Genomic DNA, 285 nt, shown 5'->3' on the forward strand with positions numbered 1-285 from the left:
CTCAGTGTATATAAGGACAGTAAGTTTAAATAATGAAATAAAACAGCGCGTGCCTTCTAGATATCTAGATGAATTAATACAACTTGGTCGGATGCAGAAAAAATTATTTGATAAAGGGATGAGTCCGAATGATAAAGAGTACCTAGAGGTGATGCATAAAATAATTTCACTCTGTACTGAAATGAAAGAGATAACACAGAAAATTTCAAATATTTATAAAGAGATGGATTTAATAATAGAGGAAATAAAAATAATAAAAAGAGAGCACAAAAATAAATACCCAGG

The 285-nt window shown here is 29.5% G+C and carries 1 pseudogene; it reads left to right on the plus strand.

From position 1 onward, the window contains the following. Positions 1–285 (plus strand): annotated as a pseudogene (locus FLQ44_RS24215) (hypothetical protein); the annotation flags it as partial.

Source organism: Vogesella mureinivorans (assembly GCF_007644035.1).
Taxonomy (GTDB): Bacteria; Pseudomonadota; Gammaproteobacteria; order Burkholderiales; family Chromobacteriaceae; genus Vogesella; species Vogesella mureinivorans.